The sequence below is a fragment of the Rathayibacter sp. Leaf185 genome (assembly GCF_001423885.1).
Lineage (GTDB): Bacteria > Actinomycetota > Actinomycetes > Actinomycetales > Microbacteriaceae > Rathayibacter.
Genome location: NZ_LMPP01000003.1, coordinates 256,420 through 270,385, shown reverse-complemented (window position 1 = coordinate 270,385; position 13,966 = coordinate 256,420). Strand labels below are relative to the sequence as shown.

Below are 13,966 nucleotides of genomic sequence, written 5' to 3'. Positions count from 1 at the left end.
GCCTCTGGTCCGTCGCTGCTGAACAGCCGCGGCGTCATCAGCCGCGCCCGACTCTCAGGCCGCGCGCACGCTGACGCGCTCGGCGAGCTCGCGCAGCTCGGCCATGCCCTCCGCGCGGAGCGGAGCCTCGGGCAGCACGGCGAGCGCGCTGTCGACCTCGCGGAGGATCCGCTCCTCGAGCCGGTCGAGCGCACCACTCGCCGCCACGATCTCCTGGGCACGGGCGATGTCGGCGTCCGAGGCGTCGCTGCGCCCGACGACGGCGTCGAGCTCGGCCCGGTCCGCCTCCGCCGCCGCCGCCCGGGCCAGTCCGAGGAGCATGGTGCGCTTGCCCTCGCGCAGGTCGTCGCCGGCCGGCTTGCCGGTCACGGCCGGGTCGCCGAAGACACCGAGCACGTCGTCCCGGAGCTGGAAGGCGATGCCGAGGGGCAGGCCGAAGCGGCGGAGCGCGTCGAGCTGGGCGTCGTCGCCTCCGCCGAGGGAGCCGCCGATCGCGAGCGGCGCCTCGATGCTGTACTTCGCGCTCTTGTAGACGACCACCCGCTCGGCCCGATCGAGGTGCTCGTGCTCGGGATGCCGGACCCAGGCGTTCTCCTCGAGGATGTCGAGGTACTGGCCGAGGGTCACCTCGGTGCGCATCAGGTTGAACTCGGCCCGGGCGCGCTCGGCGCTGCAGCGGTCCTCCAGCGACCACTCCGCCTCCGCGAAGACCTCGTCGGACCAGACCAGCAGCAGGTCGCCCAGCAGGATCGCGGAGGAGCGCCCGAACTCCTCCGCGGAGCCCGTCCAGCCGCTCGTGTCGTGCAGTGCGGCGAATCGGCGGTGCGCCGACGGCGCACCGCGACGGGTGTCGGAATTGTCGATGACGTCGTCGTGGACGAGCGCGGCGGCGTGGAAGAGCTCGAGGCTCGCGCCGACCCGGGCGATCGGGTCGGAGCCGCTCGGGTGCTCCTCGCTCGGCACCGCCGAGACGGCGGTCCAGCCCGCCTCGCAGAAGCGCGCGCGGAACCGCTTCCCCCCGCTGAGAAAGTCCCGCGAAAGGTCGCCGACGGCCCGGACGTCCTCTCCGAGGGAGCGCAGAATTGGCGTGCGCCCGGCGAGGAAGTCTTCGATTCGGAACTGGACGCGATCGACCAGACGAGTGCTGTGGTTCACCCGACCAGACTATGCACGACCGGACGTCGTACGGGCGGCTCCTAGCGGCCCGCGCGTGGCCCGGTCTACACTGAAGCGCTACCCGCGCGGTCGTCCACACCGTGCCGCCCACCCCGGCACCGCCGCCCGCGCCGACTACACCCGCCGACGCCACACCCTGAAGGGGTCCCGATGCCGCTTTCGGAACACGAGCAACGGCTCCTCGACGAGATGGAGCGCAATCTCTATCAGAACGACGCGGATTTCGTCGCGGCGGTCAGCAAGGGACGCGGTGGAACCAACTACCGGGCACTCGTGCTCGGGATCCTCCTGGCGATCGTCGGCCTCGCGGTCCTCGTCACCGGAGTCGCGATCCGTCAGCCCCTCGTCGGCGTCGGAGGCTTCGCGCTGATGCTCGCGGGCGTCGTCGTCGCGATGCGCCCCGCTGCGGGAGGCTCCGCCGAGTCTGGTCTGCCGACCGTCGGCCGGGCGAGCAAGCCCCGCTCCTCGAGCGGCCGCCAGGGCTCCGGCTTCATGGACCGTCTGAACGAGCGGTGGGACAACCGGGGCGACGGCCGCAGCTAGCACCACTCCGCACCACCACAGGGTCGATCCTCACGGATCGGCCCTTTTTTTGCGCCTGGATGCTCCCCGGTGAGCACTTCCCCCTCCACTCCGCTCCACCGCTCCCGCGCCGCGGAATTCTGCGGATGACGGGGGTCTCTCCGGCGCGCCGCCGCGTGCGGCGGGGTTGAGAGTGGGGGGAAGTGGAGTACTGTGGGGCACACACCGTCCTTGGCCGGAAGAAATGGGGGGCAGTCAGTGTTCCTCGGCACCTATTCCCCCAAGCTCGACGAGAAGGGCCGCGTGATCCTCCCCGCCAAGTTCCGCGACGAGCTCTCCTCCGGAGTCGTCGTCACGCGCGGCCAGGAGCGGTGCCTCTACGTGTTCAGCCAGAGCGAGTTCGAGGTGATGCACGAGAAGATCCGCCAGGCGCCCGTCACCAGCAAGCAGGCTCGCGACTTCCTCCGCGTCTTCCTGTCGGGCGCGAGCGCCGAGACTCCCGACAAGCAGAACCGCGTGACCCTGCCGGCCCCGCTGCGGGCCTACGCGGGTCTCGATCGTGATCTCACCGTCATCGGTGCGGGCAATCGCGCCGAGATCTGGGCGCAGGGCGCCTGGGAGACCTACCTGCAGGAGCAGGAGTCCGTATTCTCCGACACCCAGGAGGAGGTGATCCCCGGCCTGTTCTAGCTCCTGCCGCGCGACTCCCAGCCACTCGGCGCCCGGACGCACCTTCCCCGGTGTCCGGTCGTGAGCTGGATGGGGATCGGGCGGCAGGAACAGGACGACGGGACCACCATGACCGATGCCTCCGAGAAGCCCGAACGCTCCCAGAAGAACGGCGCACGCCCCACCGAGGAGCGCCACATCCCCGTGCTGCTCGAGCGCTGCATCGAACTGCTCGCTCCCGCCCTCGAGCGCGACGGGGCCGTCCTCGTCGACGCCACCCTCGGCATGGGCGGCCACTCGCTCGCCCTGCTCGAGCGCTTCCCGCGACTGCACCTCGTCGGGCTCGACCGCGACCCCGAGGCGCTGGAGCTCGCGGGGGACCGTCTGTCGGCGCACGCGTCGCGGATCGACCTCGTCCACGCCGTCTACGACGAGCTGCCCGAGGTGCTCGACGAGCTCGGCATCGACGAGATCGACGGCGCGCTCTTCGACCTCGGCGTCTCCTCCCTCCAGCTGGACGAGACCGAGCGCGGCTTCTCCTACTCCAAGGACGCGCCGCTCGACATGCGGATGGATGCCACCGCCCCGCTGACGGCGGCGAGCATCCTCGCCGACTACGACGAGATCTCCCTCCGCCGGATCTTCCACGAGTACGGCGAGGAGCGGCTCGCCGCCCGCTATGCGAAGCGGATCGTGGAGGCGCGGGCGACCGCCCCGATCGAGCGCTCCGGCCGGCTCGTCGAGATCATCCAGGCGGCGACCCCGGTCGCGATCCAGCGCAACGGCCACCCGGCGAAGCGGGTGTTCCAGGCCCTGCGCATCGAGGTCAACCAGGAGCTGTCGGTGCTCGAGCGGGCGATCCCCGCGGCCCTGGGCCGCGTGGCGGTCGGCGGACGCATCGTCGTCGAGGCGTACCAGTCGCTCGAGGATCGCATCGTCAAGCGGGCGCTGCAGGCCGCCTCCTCCTCCACCGCACCCGAGGGGCTCCCGATGGAGCTCCCCGAGCACCGACCCGAGTTCCGGCTCGTCATCCGCGGCGCCGAGCTCGCGTCCGACGACGAGAAGGCCCACAACCCCCGAGCAACACCCGTGCGCCTGCGCGCGGCCGAGAGGATCAGGAGGACCGCATGAGCGCCACCGCAGTCATCGAACCCGTCATCGCCATCGAGCAGGCACGGCCGGCCCGGCCCGGTGCCCCGACCGAGCGGCCCCGCATCGAGGCGGTCCCCGACGCGGCGAAGAGCCCGCGCCCCAAGCTCGTCTACGGGATCGTCGCCGTCGCGGGCCTGTTCGCGATCATCGTCGTGCAGCTGCTCGTGAGCGTCGGGCTCTCGCAGGGCGCGTACCAGATCTCGGCGCTGCAGACCGAGCAGAAGACGCTCACCCGCAGCAATGCCGAGAAGCAGGACGCGGTCGACACGCTCAGCTCGCCGCAGAACCTCGCGACGGCGGCGCAGGGCCTCGGGATGGTGGCGAACACCGCTCCGGTCTACCTCCGCCTGTCGGACGGCGCCGTGCTGGGTGACCCGGCCTCGGCCGCCGCGAGCGAGGTCGGCACCGCCGCCACCGCCTCGACGCTCGTCCCGAACGCCCTGATCCAGCCCCCCGCCGCGTCCGCCGACGCGAGCGCGTCCTCCGCGGCCTCGGCGACCTCGGCCGTACCGTTGCAGGGCGAGCTCCCGGCTCCCATCACGCACTGACCCGCACGCCACACCTGCCGCGACGGCCACGACGAAGGACGGCGCTGCCGCCCGGAGGAAGAAGGACAGCTCCGCAGTGAGACACCACCGGTCAAGCAGGAGGCGCACCGCCGTCACCTTCGTCATCATCATCGCGATCGTCGGACTCTTCATCGGAAAGCTGGTCGACATCCAGATCGTCCGGGCGAACGAGCTGACCGACGAGGCGGCGCAGAACCAGTCGAACAGTGTCGTCACCTACGGCACCCGCGGCACGATCGTCGATCGCTCCGGCACCGTCCTCGCGGACACGACGACCCGCTACCGGCTCACGACGTCGCCCAAGAACGTGGCCGAGTTCCTCCGCGAGATGCCCGACGGCCAGGAGGTCGTGGTCAGCGTGGAGCAGGCCGCATCGGAGATCGGCGCGATCACCGGGCAGTCGGTCGAGCAGATCACCGCGGCCGTGAGCGGAGCGCTCGCCCAGGACCCGAAGGCGAACTACCTGATCCTCTCGGAGGGGCTCGACCTCGAGGCCTACCAGAAGCTCATCGCGCTCGACATCCCGTGGACGTACTTCGAGACGCAGCAGGGCCGCACGTACCCCAACGGCGCGGTCGCGGGCAACCTGGTCGGCTACGTCGGCGCCGACGGTGCGGCTCAGGAGGGTGTGGAGTACGCCGACAACGCCTGTCTCGCCGGCGCGAACGGCTCCGAGAGCTACGAGCGCAGCGCCGACTACGTGCGGATCCCGGGCAGCACGGTCTCGGAGACGCCCGCCGTCGACGGCGGGCAGCTGCAGCTGACGATCGACTCCGATCTGCAGTACTACGCGCAGCAGGTGCTCTCGGCGCGCGTGGCGGAGGTCGGCGGCAGCTACGGCATCGTCGTCGTGCAGGAGGTCAAGACCGGCAAGCTGCTGACCGTCGCCGAGACGCCGACGGTCGACCCCAACAACGTCTCCGCGAGCGCGGCGGCCGATCGCGGCTCGCGCGCGTTCCAGAGCCCGTTCGAGCCCGGATCGACGTTCAAGCCGATGACCGCGGCGATGCTCATCGACCAGGGACTCGCCACGCCGACCACCCAGGCGGTGATTCCCGACACGTTCGAGAAGGACGGTGCGTCGTTCAGCGACGACTTCGCGCACACTCCGACCAACTACACGCTCACGGGCATCCTCAAGGACTCGTCGAACGTGGGCATCGCGACGCTCGGCTCGAAGCTCTCGGCAGAGAAGCGCTACGACTACATGACGAAGTTCGGGCTCGGCGCCTCGACCGCCGTGGACTTCCCCGGTGAGTCCGGTGGCCAGCTCGCCGACTACCAGGACTGGGACAACCAGACGAACTACACGACCATGTTCGGGCAGGGCGTCTCGGCGACCGCCGTCCAGGTCGCGGGGATCTACCAGACGCTCGGCAACGGCGGAGTGCGCCTTCCGGCACAGCTCGTCGCCGGCTGCACGACGGCCGACGGCTCGGTGATCGACGTGCCCGACTCCACCGGTACCCAGGTCGTCTCACCGTCGGCCGCGAAGGACGTCGTCGACATGCTGCAGACCCATTACAACGAGGGATGGCTCGCCGACTACATCCACGTCGACGGCTACAACATCGCCACGAAGACCGGAACCGCGCAGCAGCCGGACGGCAACGGCGGCTACTCGTCGAGCTACACCGTCTCGCTCGCCGGCCTCGCGCCGGCGGAGGACCCGGAGTACGTCGTGACGGTCACCATCGCCGATCCGGTTAAGATGAACACGTCCCAGGCGACCGCCCCCGTGTTCCAGCAGGTCATGACGCAGGTCCTGAAGACGAACAGGGTGGAGCCGTCGACGGTGCCGCCGGTGCAGTACCCCACCACGTGGTGATCGCGCCAGAACTGCACAGACCAGAAGCACCAGATCGAGAGAAAGAGCGGGCATTGCACGACACTCGCCCGCAGACCTCCCTCCGTCCGGAGCACCCCGTGCCCCGTTCGCTGTCGCAGCTGGTGACGGAGTTCTCGCTCGGCCCCGTCCGCGGCGTCGAGGGCGTGGAGGTCAGCGGCGTCACGCTCGATTCGCGCCAGGTCGAGTCGGGCGACCTGTACGTCGGTGTCGCCGGACGTCGCGCGCACGGCGCCGCGTTCTCGGCCGACGCAGCAGCGTCGGGTGCGGTCGCCGTCCTGACCGATCCCGAGGGGGCGGCCCTCGCCGCGTCCTCCGGACTTCCCGTGCTCGTGACGCCGGACCCGCGAGCCGCCCTCGGTGACGTCGCGGCGTGGATCCACCGCACGCGCGAGGACGTCCCCACGCTCTTCGGCGTCACCGGGACGAACGGCAAGACCAGCGTCGTGTACCTGCTCGACGCCCTCCTCCGCCGCCTCGGTGTCGTGTCGGGCCTCAGCTCGACCGCCGAGCGGCGCATCGGCGATGTCGCCGTGGTGAGCGCTCTGACGACTCCCGAGGCCAGCGAGCTGCACGGCCTGCTCGCCCGGATGCGGGAGTCGGCCGTGCGGGCCGTCTCCATCGAAGTGTCGGCGCAGGCGCTGACGCGTCACCGGATCGACGGCCTCGTCTTCGACGTCGTCGGCTTCACCAACCTCAGCCACGACCACCTCGACGACTACGCCGACATGGAGCACTACTTCGAGGCGAAGGCCGACCTGTTCCAGCCGGAGCGGGCGCGCCGAGGGGTCGTCACCGTCGACAGCGTCTGGGGGAGGCAGCTCGCCGAGCGCAGCCGGATCCCCGTGACCACCCTCGCGAGCTCGCCGGTCGTCGGCGTCGCGCCCGCGCACGAGGCCGACTGGTCGATGACCGTCGTCGCCGGCACGTCCGAGGGCACGACCTTCCGCCTCGACGGGCCCGAGAACCGCTCGGTCGAGGTGACCATCCCGCTGATCGGCTGGTACATGGCGGCGAACGCGGCCCTGGCGATCGTGATGCTCGTCGAGTCCGGCTTCGACCTCGAGGCGATCGCGCACGCGCTCGAGGAGAGCCGGCTCGACGTGTACATCCCGGGTCGCGCCGAGCGCGTCTCGGGGGATCGCGGACCCAGCGTCTACGTCGACTACGGGCACACTCCCGACGCCTTCGCCAACGCCCTCGAGGCCCTGCGCGCCCTCACGCCCGGCCGCTTGATCATGGTGTTCGGAGCCGACGGCGACCGCGACACGACCAAGCGCGCCGAGATGGGCGCGATCGCCGCTCGTCTCTCCGACGTCGTCGTCGTGACCGACTTCCACCCGCGCTGGGAGGATCCGGCGGCCATCCGCGCGGTTCTCGTCCAGTCGGCGGCCTCAGCCGTCCCCGACCGGGAGATCCACGAGATCCCCGACCCGCGTGCCGCCGTGCGCGCCGCCGTCGCGCTCGCGCGCGAGGGCGATTCGATCCTCTACGCCGGACCGGGCCACGAGGACTACCAGGAGATCGCAGGAGTGCACATGCCGTATTCGGCCCGAGACGACGTCCGTCAGGCCCTGCGCGAGGCGGGCTGGCTCTAGATGATCGCCCTGACCCTCACCGAGATCGCCGCGGCCGTCTCCGGTCGCCTGCACCTCGCCGGCGCGTCCTCGAACGCCTCGACCGTCATCGACGGCCCGACCGAGACCGACTCGCGCGAGATCGTGCCGGGCGGCGTCTTCGTCGCCAAGCGCGGCGAGCACACCGACGGCCACCTCTTCGCGCCGGTCGCCGTCGAGAACGGCGCCGCGCTCCTCATCGTCGAGCGACCGCTCGACCTCGACGTGCCCCAGGTGCTCGTCGACGACTCCGTCGAGGCTCTGGGCGCCCTGGCGACCGAGGTCGTCCGCCGGGTGCGCGCGCTCGGCGGTCTCACCGTCATCGGCGTGACCGGCTCGAACGGCAAGACGACCACGAAGAACCTGCTGCGCACCGTGCTCGAGCGGGTCGGAGAGACCGTCGCTCCCCGCGGCTCGTTCAACAACGAGGTCGGCGCTCCGATCACGATGCTCCAGGTCTCGGAGTCGACGCGGTTCCTCGTCGCCGAGATGGGTGCCAGCGCCGTGGGCGAGATCCGCCGCCTCGTGCGGATGGCCAAGCCCGACGTGGGCGTCGTCCTCGCCGTGGGGCTGGCGCACGCCGGCGAGTTCGGCGGGATCGAGCGCACCCTCGAGGCGAAGACCGAGATGGTCGCCGACCTCACCGCCGACGACGTCGCGGTCCTCAACATCGACGACGGCCGTGTCGCCTCGATGGCGCACCGCACCGCCGCCCGCGTGCTCTGGTTCGGCAGAGGCGAGGGCGCCGACGTGCGGGCCGTCGACGTCGAGTCCTCGGCTGAGGGCACCCGCTTCACGATCCAGGTGACCGCGGGCGAGGGTCGGGAGCCGGGCAGCGCCGAGCTGTTCCTCCGGGTGCTCGGCGAGCACCACGTCATGAACGCCCTCGCCGCGACGGCCGCCGCGCTCTCGGTCGGCGTGCCGCTCGACGCCGTGGTCGAGGCACTCTCCACCGTCACGCTCGCCGAGCGCTGGCGGATGCAGGTCCTCGGCGGCCCGGACGTGACCGTCGTCAACGACGCGTACAACGCGTCCCCCGACTCCACCGCCGCCGCACTGCGGACCCTCGCCCAGATCAGGAAGCCGGAGGGCCGCACCGTCGCGGTCCTCGGCGAGATGAGCGAGCTCGGGGAGTGGGCCGACGAGGAGCACGACCGGATCGGCCTGCTCGCCGTCCGCCTCAACATCGCGCAGATCGTCGTGGTCGGCGCCGGAGCGCGCCGCATCCACGTGGCGGCCGAGCGCGAGGGCTCCTGGAGCGGCGAGTCCGTCTTCGTCGAGACCGCCGACGAGGCGTTCGACGTCCTCGACGGCTACCTGCAGAGCGGAGACACCGTGCTGGTGAAGTCGTCGAACTCCGCCGGCCTGCGATTCCTCGGCGACCGACTGGGGGAGCGCCACCGATGAGAGCACTCCTCCTGGCCGGAGCCTTCTCCGGCGCCTTCACGCTGCTGCTGACGCCGCTGTTCATCCGCCTCTTCCACAGGCTCAAGTGGGGTCAGTTCATCCGCGAGGACGGACCGAAGTCGCACCACGTCAAGCACGGCACGGCGACGATGGGCGGCATCGTCATCATCTTCGCCACCGTCGCGGGATACTTCCTCGCGATGCTGTTCGGCAACCGGGCGATCGCTCCGTCGGCACTGCTCGTGCTCTTCATGATGGTCGGGCTCGGCCTCGTCGGCTTCCTCGACGACTTCCTCAAGACCCGCAATCAGCGCAGTCTCGGGCTCGGCGGTTGGGCCAAGATCGCGGGTCAGGTGATCGTCGCGGCGGCCTTCGCCGTGATCGCGATCATGGTGCGCGACTCCAACGGCCTGACACCGGCCTCCACCTCGATCTCGTTCATCCGCGATCTGCCGCTCGACTTCGCCTCGCTCGGCTGGATCGGCATCGGGCTCTTCGTGCTGTGGATCTGCGTGATCGTGACGAGCACGTCGAACGGCGTGAACGTGGCCGACGGACTGGACGGCCTCGCGACCGGCTCGTCGATCCTGGCCATCGGCTCCTACGTGATCATCGGCTTCTGGCAGTCGAACCAGTGGTGCTTCGACGCGCAGCTGAACCCCGAAGTGGCCGACAAGTGCTATCAGGTCAGCGACCCCTTCGACCTCGCGATCATCGCCGCGGCCATCTCGGGCGCGCTCGTCGGATTCCTCTGGTGGAACACCTCGCCGGCACAGATCTTCATGGGCGACACCGGGTCGCTCGGCCTCGGCGGCGCCCTCGCGGCCCTCGCCATCCTGACCCGCACCGAGCTGCTCGTCATCCTGATCGGCGGCCTCTTCGTGATCGTCACCGGCTCGGTCATCCTGCAGCGGATCTACTTCAAGATCACCCGGGGCAAGCGCATCTTCCTGATGAGCCCGCTCCACCACCACTTCGAGCTCAAGGGCTGGGCCGAGATCACGGTGGTGGTCCGCTTCTGGATCATCGCCGGCATCCTCGTCGCCGCAGGCGTCGGGCTCTTCTACCTCGAATGGCTCTCCCTGGCATGACCGATCCCGCTCTCGTCGCCCGCCTCGATGCGCTCCGCAGCTGGCACTCCGACTGGCGCGGTCTGCGCGTCGCCGTGCTCGGACTCGGAGTGACCGGTTTCTCGGTCGCCGATACGCTGACCGAGCTCGGCTCCGACGTCCTCGTCCTCGCCGATCGCGCCGACGAGCAGCGCGAGCGCCTCCTCGAGGTGATCGGCGCGCGTCTGCACCGCGCGGAGCGCCTCGACGCCGTGCCGGAGCAGCTCACCGCCTTCGACCCGGAGCTCGTGATCGTCTCGCCCGGCTTCCGCCCGACGCATCCGATCGTCGAATGGGCCGTCTCGTCCGGAATCGCCCTGTGGGGGGACGTCGAGCTGGCCTGGCGCGTGCGCGACAAGGTGACGGGCCCGGACGGCGCCCCCGCGGAGTGGATCGCCGTCACGGGCACGAACGGCAAGACCACGACGGTGCAGCTGACGGCGAGCATGCTCGTGGCCGGCGGGCTCCGCGCCGCCCCGTGCGGCAACATCGGCATCCCGGTGCTCGACGCCGTGCGCGATCCGCAGGGCTTCGACGTGCTCGTCGTCGAGCTCTCGAGCTACCAGCTGCACTACCTCGGCGCGATAGAGCCGATCGCGAGCGCCTGCCTCAACATCGCCGAGGACCACCTCGACTGGCACGGGTCGTTCGAGGAGTACCGCGCGGCGAAGGCCAAGGTCTACGCGAACACCCGGGTCGCCTGCGTCTACAACCGCTCCGACGCGGCGACCGAGCAGATGGTCCTCGACGCCGAGGTGGTCGAGGGTGCGCGCGCCATCGGCTTCGGGCTCGGCGTCCCCGGCCCGAGCGACTTCGGCATCGTCGACGGGATCCTCTGCGACCGCGCGTTCCTCGAGGACCGCCGGACGAACGCCCTCGAGATCGCCACGGTCGACGAGCTGGCCGCGCGCCACCTCGCAGCACCCCACATCGTGCAGAACATCCTCGCCGCCGCCGCGCTCTCGCGGGCGTGCGGTATCGAGCCCGGCGCGATCCGTCGCGCGCTGTCGACGTTCGAGCTCGACGCGCACCGTATCCAGGTGGTGGCCGAGAGCGCAGGGGTGACGTGGGTCGACGACTCCAAGGCGACGAATCCGCACGCGGCCGACGCCTCCCTCCGTGCGTATCCCTCGGTGGTCTGGCTGGTCGGCGGCCTGCTGAAGGGCGTCGACGTCGGCTCCCTCGTTGCCGCTCACGTCGGCAGGCTCCGGGGCGCGGTGATCATCGGAGTCGACCGCGCGGCGGTCCTCGAGGCATTCCAGCGACACGCGCCCGAACTCCCCGTCACCGAGGTGGCGGCGGATGAGACTGGGGCCGTGATGCAGGCGGCCGTCGAGGCCGCGGCGATGCTGGCCCTTCCGGGCGACGTCGTTCTGCTCGCGCCCGCTGCGGCGTCGATGGACCAGTTCCGCGACTACGCGGCTCGAGGCCGCTCGTTCGCGGCCGCGGTGACGACGTATCTGGGAGGAGGGGCCGATGACCGCTCCGACGACGAGCAGACTCCCGGGTCGCTCCCGGACTGAGAAGGCCGGCTCCGCGAAGGGCGCCGGAGCCAGGAAGGGCGGTGCGCGCACCGCGCGGATCGTGCTCTCTCGGGTCTTCGCGTCGGAGTCGCCCAACTTCTACCTGCTCTTCGGCACGACGCTCTTCCTCGTGCTCTTCGGGCTGACGATGGTGCTGTCCTCCTCCTCGGTCACGTCCTACATCAGCAGCGACGACTCGTTCGGCGGCTTCTACCGCCAGGGCGGCTTCGCGCTGCTCGGCGTTCCGCTGATGCTGGTCGTCTCGCGGCTGCCGCTCGTCTTCTGGAAGAAGGCGACGCCGGCGATACTCGGCATCGGATGCTTCCTGCAGGTGCTGGTCGTCTTCACTCCTCTGGGCTGGTCGGTCGGCGGCAACACCAACTGGCTCCGTTTCGGCGGGTTCACCATGCAGCCGTCCGAGCTCATCAAGCTCGGTCTCGCACTCTGGCTCGGACTCCTCCTCGCCCGTCGCTACCGCGGTCCGGAGGATTGGAAGGACGCGCTGATCCCGGTCGGCATCGTCGCGGGCGGGTCGATCGGGCTCGTCCTCCTCGGCGGCGACCTCGGCACCGTCGTGATCATGGCGGGCATCGTGCTCGCGGCGCTCTTCTACGCGAACATGCGGATGCGGGTGATCATCCCCATCGTGGTCGTCGGCGCCGTCGGAGCCGTTCTCTTCGCAGTCTCGAGCGAGAACCGGCTCACCCGGATCATGTCGTTCCTCGGCGACTGCTCGAACAGCGAGGAGTACCAGAACTCGTGCTGGCAGCCCGTCCACGGCACCTGGGCGATGGCCTCCGGCGGGATCTTCGGAGTCGGCCTCGGGAACTCGAAGGCGAAGTGGTCGTGGCTCCCGGCCGCCGACAACGACTACATCTTCGCCATCATCGGCGAGGAGCTCGGCCTGATCGGCGCGATCGTGGTCCTCGCCCTCTTCGTGGTGCTCGCCGTCGCCTTCTTCCGAGTGATCCACTCCTCGACCGATCCCTTCGTCCGCATCGCCACGGGCGCCGTGATGGTCTGGCTCATCGGCCAGGCGTTCGTCAACATCGGCGTGGTGCTGGGGGTGCTCCCGGTGCTCGGGGTCCCCTTGCCGCTCATCTCCTCCGGAGGCACGGCGCTGGTCAGCTCGCTGATCGCGATCGGAGTCGTCCTCTCGTTCGCGCGCACGCAGACGGCGCCGCTGCCCGTGCTCGGCGCCGGCCGCCGCCACGACGAGGTGAGCGGGAAGTGACCCGCTTCCTGCTGGCCGGCGGCGGGACCGCCGGCCATGTCAATCCTCTGCTCGCGACCGCCGACGAGATCCGCGCGCGCCGATCCGACGACGAGGTGCTCGTGCTCGGCACGGCCGAGGGGCTCGAGGCGCGACTCGTCCCGCTCCGCGGCTACGAGCTCTCGGTGATCCCGCGCCTGCCGTTCCCGCGCCGGCCGAACCCCGCCGCGCTGCGCTTCCCCGCCGCGTTCCGCGCCACGGTCGACGGCATCGTCCGCACGATCCGGGAGCGCCGGATCGACGCCGTCGTCGGCTTCGGTGGGTACGCCGCCGCTCCCGCCTACCTCGCGGCCCGCCGCGCCCGCGTCCCTTTCGTCGTGCACGAGGCGAACGCCCGCCCGGGCCTCGCCAACAGACTCGGAGCCCGCGGGACGCCGTGGGTCGGCGTCGCGTTCGACGGCACCCCGCTGCCGCACGCACGGACCGTCGGCATGCCGCTCCGGCGCGAGATCGCGGACCTCGACCGCGCGGCGCGGCGCGAGGAGGCGGTGCGCGAGTTCGGCCTCGACCCCGCGCGCCCCACCCTGCTCGTCACCGGCGGGTCGCTCGGCGCCCGGCGGATCAACGCGACGGTGCACGCCTCCGCGTCGGCCGTCCTGGCGACCGGTTTCCAGATCCTGCACATCACGGGCGACCGCGCCGAGATCACCGATCCCGGCATCGCCGGCTACCACCTCCTGTCCTACTGCGACCGGATGGACCTCGCCCTTTCGGCCGCCGACCTCGCCGTCTCCCGCGCCGGCGCCGCGACGGTCAGCGAGCTGAGCGCCCTCGGCCTGCCGGCGGTCTACATCCCGTACCCGGTCGGCAACGGCGAGCAGCGCTTCAACGCGCGGGGAGTGGTCGACGCCGGGGGAGCGGTGCTCGTCGAGGACGCCGCGTTCCTGCCCGGGTGGGTCGACGACTCCCTCGTCCCCCTGCTCCAGGACGCCTCCCGCCGCGACGAGATGGGCCGGAAGGCCGCGTCGGTCGGCGTCCGCGACGGCTCCGAGCGGCTCGTCGACCTGGTCGAGCTCGCGCTGCAGTCGCGTCGATGACGCCCGTCCGCGCGGCTCGGAGAACCCCTCCCGGTCACCGTCTACACTGATCCGGCGCGGGGCGCGC

At 70.9% G+C, this 13,966-nt stretch carries 12 protein-coding genes; 11 read left to right on the top strand and 1 reads right to left on the bottom strand.

Annotated features, from left to right (window positions below):
- Positions 1 to 54 precede the first annotated feature (54 nt).
- On the bottom strand, positions 55 to 1,155 hold the full coding sequence (locus ASG06_RS13600) for a polyprenyl synthetase family protein (RefSeq protein ID WP_056043132.1): 1,101 nt from the start codon (positions 1,153 to 1,155) through the stop codon (positions 55 to 57).
- A gap of 171 nt (positions 1,156 to 1,326) precedes the next feature.
- Here ASG06_RS13600 and ASG06_RS13595 point away from each other — a divergent pair, with 171 nt between their 5' ends.
- The 11 genes from ASG06_RS13595 (at position 1,327) to ASG06_RS13545 (ending at position 13,899) form a co-directional block, all read left to right on the top strand.
- A complete protein-coding gene (locus ASG06_RS13595; RefSeq protein ID WP_056043129.1) occupies positions 1,327 to 1,719 on the top strand; it encodes a DUF3040 domain-containing protein in 393 nt (130 codons plus the stop codon).
- Between the two features lie 237 nt (positions 1,720 to 1,956).
- Positions 1,957 to 2,388: a division/cell wall cluster transcriptional repressor MraZ gene (gene mraZ, locus ASG06_RS13590; RefSeq protein WP_056043126.1), complete on the top strand. Its 432-nt coding sequence runs from the start codon at positions 1,957 to 1,959 to the stop codon at positions 2,386 to 2,388.
- Positions 2,389 to 2,496: 108 nt separating this feature from the next.
- Positions 2,497 to 3,498, top strand: a complete 1,002-nt coding sequence (rsmH, locus tag ASG06_RS13585) for a 16S rRNA (cytosine(1402)-N(4))-methyltransferase RsmH (RefSeq protein ID WP_056043123.1) — start codon at positions 2,497 to 2,499, stop codon at positions 3,496 to 3,498.
- Positions 3,495 to 4,067, top strand: coding sequence for a hypothetical protein (locus tag ASG06_RS13580; RefSeq protein ID WP_056043120.1), 573 nt, complete (start codon positions 3,495 to 3,497; stop codon positions 4,065 to 4,067). Before rsmH ends, ASG06_RS13580 begins: the two co-directional genes overlap by 4 nt.
- Before the next feature lie 76 nt (positions 4,068 to 4,143).
- Positions 4,144 to 5,916: a peptidoglycan D,D-transpeptidase FtsI family protein gene (locus ASG06_RS13575; RefSeq protein ID WP_231727735.1), complete on the top strand. Its 1,773-nt coding sequence runs from the start codon at positions 4,144 to 4,146 to the stop codon at positions 5,914 to 5,916.
- A 98-nt stretch (positions 5,917 to 6,014) separates the two neighbouring features.
- On the top strand, positions 6,015 to 7,532 hold the full coding sequence (locus tag ASG06_RS13570; protein WP_231727733.1) for a Mur ligase family protein: 1,518 nt from the start codon (positions 6,015 to 6,017) through the stop codon (positions 7,530 to 7,532).
- Complete coding sequence (locus ASG06_RS13565) at positions 7,533 to 8,957, top strand: UDP-N-acetylmuramoyl-tripeptide--D-alanyl-D-alanine ligase (protein ID WP_056043114.1); 1,425 nt, start codon at positions 7,533 to 7,535, stop codon at positions 8,955 to 8,957.
- A complete protein-coding gene (mraY, locus tag ASG06_RS13560) occupies positions 8,954 to 10,048 on the top strand; it encodes a phospho-N-acetylmuramoyl-pentapeptide-transferase (RefSeq protein WP_056043111.1) in 1,095 nt (364 codons plus the stop codon). Before ASG06_RS13565 ends, mraY begins: the two co-directional genes overlap by 4 nt.
- Positions 10,045 to 11,589 carry a UDP-N-acetylmuramoyl-L-alanine--D-glutamate ligase gene (murD, locus tag ASG06_RS13555; RefSeq protein WP_056043108.1) on the top strand — a complete coding sequence of 515 codons (1,545 nt, stop codon included), beginning with the start codon at positions 10,045 to 10,047 and terminating at the stop codon, positions 11,587 to 11,589. The genes mraY and murD overlap by 4 nt, the downstream gene beginning before the upstream one ends.
- Positions 11,543 to 12,823 (top strand): putative lipid II flippase FtsW, encoded by a 1,281-nt coding sequence (gene ftsW, locus ASG06_RS13550; RefSeq protein WP_082499233.1) that lies wholly within the window; start codon positions 11,543 to 11,545, stop codon positions 12,821 to 12,823. Before murD ends, ftsW begins: the two co-directional genes overlap by 47 nt.
- Positions 12,820 to 13,899: a UDP-N-acetylglucosamine--N-acetylmuramyl-(pentapeptide) pyrophosphoryl-undecaprenol N-acetylglucosamine transferase gene (locus tag ASG06_RS13545; protein ID WP_056043104.1), complete on the top strand. Its 1,080-nt coding sequence runs from the start codon at positions 12,820 to 12,822 to the stop codon at positions 13,897 to 13,899. The genes ftsW and ASG06_RS13545 overlap by 4 nt, the downstream gene beginning before the upstream one ends.
- Positions 13,900 to 13,966 lie beyond the last annotated feature (67 nt).

Coding starts and splice junctions, on each gene's coding strand:
- ASG06_RS13595 (WP_056043129.1), top strand. CDS start 1,327: ATGCCGCTTTCGGAACACGAGCAACGGCTCCTCGACGAGATGGAGCGC.
- rsmH (WP_056043123.1), top strand. CDS start 2,497: ATGACCGATGCCTCCGAGAAGCCCGAACGCTCCCAGAAGAACGGCGCA.
- ASG06_RS13580 (WP_056043120.1), top strand. CDS start 3,495: ATGAGCGCCACCGCAGTCATCGAACCCGTCATCGCCATCGAGCAGGCA.
- ASG06_RS13565 (WP_056043114.1), top strand. CDS start 7,533: ATGATCGCCCTGACCCTCACCGAGATCGCCGCGGCCGTCTCCGGTCGC.
- mraY (WP_056043111.1), top strand. CDS start 8,954: ATGAGAGCACTCCTCCTGGCCGGAGCCTTCTCCGGCGCCTTCACGCTG.
- murD (WP_056043108.1), top strand. CDS start 10,045: ATGACCGATCCCGCTCTCGTCGCCCGCCTCGATGCGCTCCGCAGCTGG.
- ftsW (WP_082499233.1), top strand. CDS start 11,543: ATGACCGCTCCGACGACGAGCAGACTCCCGGGTCGCTCCCGGACTGAG.